At 41.6% G+C, this 3869-nt stretch carries 4 protein-coding genes and 1 rRNA gene; 2 read left to right on the forward strand and 3 right to left on the reverse strand.

Annotation, left to right across the window (positions count from 1 at the left end):
- Positions 1 to 1033: ribosomal RNA gene (locus tag I6F48_RS21000) — 16S ribosomal RNA — on the reverse strand; the annotation flags it as partial.
- Positions 1034 to 1623: 590 nt separating this feature from the next.
- On the opposite strand from I6F48_RS21000, the gene I6F48_RS21005 reads away from it, so the two are divergent.
- The gene (locus I6F48_RS21005) at positions 1624 to 2169 is read left to right on the forward strand and encodes a gamma carbonic anhydrase family protein (protein ID WP_024593212.1); all 546 of its coding nucleotides are present in this window, start codon (positions 1624 to 1626) and stop codon (positions 2167 to 2169) included.
- Here I6F48_RS21005 and I6F48_RS21010 read toward each other — a convergent pair.
- Positions 2161 to 2415 carry a DUF1488 domain-containing protein gene (locus tag I6F48_RS21010; protein ID WP_197120234.1) on the reverse strand — a complete coding sequence of 85 codons (255 nt, stop codon included), beginning with the start codon at positions 2413 to 2415 and terminating at the stop codon, positions 2161 to 2163. The two genes, I6F48_RS21005 and I6F48_RS21010, sit on opposite strands and share 9 nt — an antisense overlap.
- Positions 2412 to 3236 carry a shikimate dehydrogenase gene (gene aroE / locus I6F48_RS21015; RefSeq protein ID WP_165729603.1) on the reverse strand — a complete coding sequence of 275 codons (825 nt, stop codon included), beginning with the start codon at positions 3234 to 3236 and terminating at the stop codon, positions 2412 to 2414. The genes I6F48_RS21010 and aroE overlap by 4 nt, the downstream gene beginning before the upstream one ends.
- Before the next feature lie 53 nt (positions 3237 to 3289).
- Here aroE and I6F48_RS21020 point away from each other — a divergent pair, with 53 nt between their 5' ends.
- Positions 3290 to 3727 (forward strand): group II truncated hemoglobin, encoded by a 438-nt coding sequence (locus I6F48_RS21020; RefSeq protein WP_166421949.1) that lies wholly within the window; start codon positions 3290 to 3292, stop codon positions 3725 to 3727.
- Positions 3728 to 3869 lie beyond the last annotated feature (142 nt).

Genomic DNA, 3869 nt, shown 5'->3' on the forward strand with positions numbered 1-3869 from the left:
AGAGTTCCCGAAGGCACCAAACCATCTCTGGTAAGTTCTCTGTATGTCAAGTGTAGGTAAGGTTCTTCGCGTTGCATCGAATTAAACCACATGCTCCACCGCTTGTGCGGGCCCCCGTCAATTCATTTGAGTTTTAACCTTGCGGCCGTACTCCCCAGGCGGTCTACTTAATGCGTTAGCTTTGAAAAACAGAACCGAGGCTCCGAGCTTCTAGTAGACATCGTTTACGGCGTGGACTACCGGGGTATCTAATCCCGTTTGCTCCCCACGCTTTCGTACATGAGCGTCAGTGTTGACCCAGGTGGCTGCCTTCGCCATCGGTATTCCTTCAGATCTCTACGCATTTCACCGCTACACCTGAAATTCTACCACCCTCTATCACACTCTAGTTTGCCAGTTCGAAATGCAGTTCCCAGGTTGAGCCCGGGGCTTTCACATCTCGCTTAACAAACCGCCTGCGTACGCTTTACGCCCAGTAATTCCGATTAACGCTCGCACCCTCCGTATTACCGCGGCTGCTGGCACGGAGTTAGCCGGTGCTTCTTCTGTCAGTAACGTCACAGCTAACGGGTATTAACCGTTAACCTTTCCTCCTGACTGAAAGTGCTTTACAACCCGAAGGCCTTCTTCACACACGCGGCATGGCTGCATCAGGCTTGCGCCCATTGTGCAATATTCCCCACTGCTGCCTCCCGTAGGAGTCTGGGCCGTGTCTCAGTCCCAGTGTGGCTGATCATCCTCTCAAACCAGCTAGGGATCGTCGCCTTGGTGAGCCATTACCTCACCAACTAGCTAATCCCACTTGGGCCAATCTAAAGGCGAGAGCCGAAGCCCCCTTTGGTCCGTAGACATTATGCGGTATTAGCAGTCGTTTCCAACTGTTGTCCCCCACCTCAAGGCATGTTCCCAAGCATTACTCACCCGTCCGCCGCTCGTCAGCAAAGTAGCAAGCTACTCTCTGTTCCCGCTCGACTTGCATGTGTTAGGCCTGCCGCCAGCGTTCCATCTGAGCCATGATCAAACTCTTCAATTAAAAAGTTTTATGTCTTTCGACAGCTCAATGAATTCTGAATTTATTTTAATATCTTTCGATATTGAATTGACTGTGCCGAATAATTACCTAAATAACTATTCTGTTGGTCACTCAGTTTTCAATTGAGACTCTAAATTTATTTGCCTCGCTACCTAAGTAGTTTAGCTGTTAGAACTCAATCTGTACGAGTGCCCACACAGATGATTGCTTTATATTGTTAAAGAACGTTTTGAGTCGCTTTAGCGTCTCAAGGGATGCGAATAATACACCCTTTATTTTTCGAGTCAACACTTAGTTTTAAACTTTCTTTTGGAAGATTTAAAACCGAAGTTTTATTTAACTCTCTGAGTTGTTCCTGCCTCGCTATGCGTTGGCGTTTCCCGTCTCAGTGGGGTCGCATTATAGGGAGATCATATTTTTACGCAAGCACTTTTTTAAAGAAAAAGTAAAAAAAGATACTGTTCGGTTAGTATCTGAACTAAACCCCCTAAAACTGATAGTTTTGTAACCAAACAGTGCACTGTATGGTACAAAAATCACCTTGCTGATACACTCAAATACTAATAATCATGATCTAAAAGGTACTAACTATGGCAATTCGTTCTTATAAAGGTGTTACTCCTTCATTTAATTCGTCTGTTTATATTGATGAGTCATCGGTTTTGGTTGGTAACATTACTTTAGGTGATAATAGTAGTGTGTGGCCGTTAGTAGCTGCACGTGGTGATGTTAACTATATACGTATTGGTGAGCGTACAAATATACAAGATGGCAGTGTATTGCATTTATCTCGCGCAACTAAAAGCAATCCTGATGGTTACCCACTTATTATAGGTGACGATGTAACAGTTGGTCATAAGGTAATGCTGCACGGATGTGTATTAGGAAACCGTATACTTGTAGGTATGGGCGCTATTATTATGGATAACGTGGTTGTTGAAGATGATGTAATTATAGGTGGAGGATCTTTAGTACCACCAAACAAACGTTTAGAGTCTGGTTACTTATATGTAGGGAGTCCGGCTAAGCAAGCCCGCCCTCTTACAGAGCAAGAACTTGCCTTCTTAAAAATATCTGCCGATAACTATGTATCACTTAAAGATGAATACTTAGCTGAAATCGCTAACTTAAGTTAATAAGCTTACTTCAATTTGGCCTGCCGAGTTATAACTTTCATCTTCAATAAGCTCCTCGGCACGTTCTTCGTAATCAAAACGATACTTTTCAAAATATTCTGTTGCGTGACTTTCGTCTGTTAATTTAAGTGTATTTACTTCTATTATACATTCCACCAGCATGCCACTCACTTGTGCAAAAAAAACTAACTGATGATCGGGCTCTCTAAACTCTAGCCTATCTATAAACTGTATTGCCTGATTCATTTAAGCATTCCTTGTTTAAGCGCATCAACAACGGGAAGTATTTTTGGCATTTTGTTACGCCATACATAATATGCTTGAGCAGCTTGACCAACTAACATTCCACTGCCATCTAAAAGCTTAGCGTTAATATTATGCTGTGCAACCCAATTCATAAAAATGGTATTTTGCAGTGAATAAAACATGTCATAAGCGACTTCACAGTTAGTTATGTGTTTTTTATCAAGTGCTGGAAGTTCGTTATTCATACTGCTAGAGGTAGAGTTTATAATTAGTGAGTAATCGCTTACTGGTAAATCATCAAAGCCAAAGCCAGATACTGGTCCATATTGAGTAAACAGCTCTGCGAGTTCTTTGGCTTTTTGTGCTGTGCGATTAACTATTATTATTTCCTGAGGGTTATGCTCTAACAAAGGTAAAATAACCCCTCGAGCAGCACCGCCCGCACCTATGATTAAAATGCGTTTATTAGTTATGGCTACTTCATTAGCGAGTAAATCATTTACAAAGCCCACACCATCGGTGTTATCACCGAGTAATGTGCCATCATCTCGTTTTTTTAATGTATTAACAGCCCCTACAATTTTAGCTAATGCCGTAAGCTCATCAGCCATTGCATAGGCTTGCTCTTTAAATGGCATTGTAACGTTAGCACCAACACCACCTTGCTCAAAAAAAGACAATACTGTTTTTTCAAAGTTATCGATAGGTGCTAATATTGCGCGATAGTCGATTTGCTCACCCAGTGATACAGCAAATTGTTTATGTATCGCGGGGGATTTTGAATGTTTAATTGGATTTCCAAAAACCGCATATTTGTCCATTTTAAAGCAACCTCTTTGCAGCTATACACTGCCTATTAACGATGATAAGTAATATGATTAAACGACTTTTTTCTAAATCTAAGCCAGCTCCCGAGCAACAAGCTCCTACTCCTGAAAAAACACCGTACGAAATAATAGGTGGAGAAAAAGGAGCGCGCGCTATTGCCAATCGATTCTACGACATAATGGAGTCAGATGAATACGCTAAACCGTTATATGATATGCATCCTCTGCCATTAGATCGAATTCGCCAAGTATTTTTTGAATTTTTATCTGGTTGGTTAGGCGGGCCAAACCTATTTACAGAAAAACATGGCCAGCCAATGCTACGTAAACGCCATATGCCTTTTACTGTAGATAAAGCATTGCGCGATCAGTGGATGTACTGCATGAATAAAACGCTGGATATAGAAATAGACAACCCGTTGTTACGTGAAGGCTTAAAGCAATCATTCTCTCAACTAGCAACGCACATGATTAACCAGCATTAAATTTGTATTTAGCCACAATGTAAAAAGGCGCTAATTAGCTGTCTCTTATACACAAATCCCTGCTAAGAAATTAGCGGGGATTTTTTTGAACTAAATCTCAATGTCATGATCAGATCTTCAAATCTTGTTTGAGGGCACATTA

Origin of the sequence: Pseudoalteromonas sp. SWYJ118 (assembly GCF_015864505.1) — a bacterium.
In the GTDB taxonomy this organism is placed as follows: Bacteria; Pseudomonadota; Gammaproteobacteria; order Enterobacterales; family Alteromonadaceae; genus Pseudoalteromonas; species Pseudoalteromonas arctica.

Coding starts and splice junctions, on each gene's coding strand:
- I6F48_RS21005 (WP_024593212.1), top strand. CDS start 1,624: ATGGCAATTCGTTCTTATAAAGGTGTTACTCCTTCATTTAATTCGTCT.
- I6F48_RS21010 (WP_197120234.1), bottom strand. CDS start 2,415: ATGAATCAGGCAATACAGTTTATAGATAGGCTAGAGTTTAGAGAGCCC.
- aroE (WP_165729603.1), bottom strand. CDS start 3,236: ATGGACAAATATGCGGTTTTTGGAAATCCAATTAAACATTCAAAATCC.
- I6F48_RS21020 (WP_166421949.1), top strand. CDS start 3,290: ATGATTAAACGACTTTTTTCTAAATCTAAGCCAGCTCCCGAGCAACAA.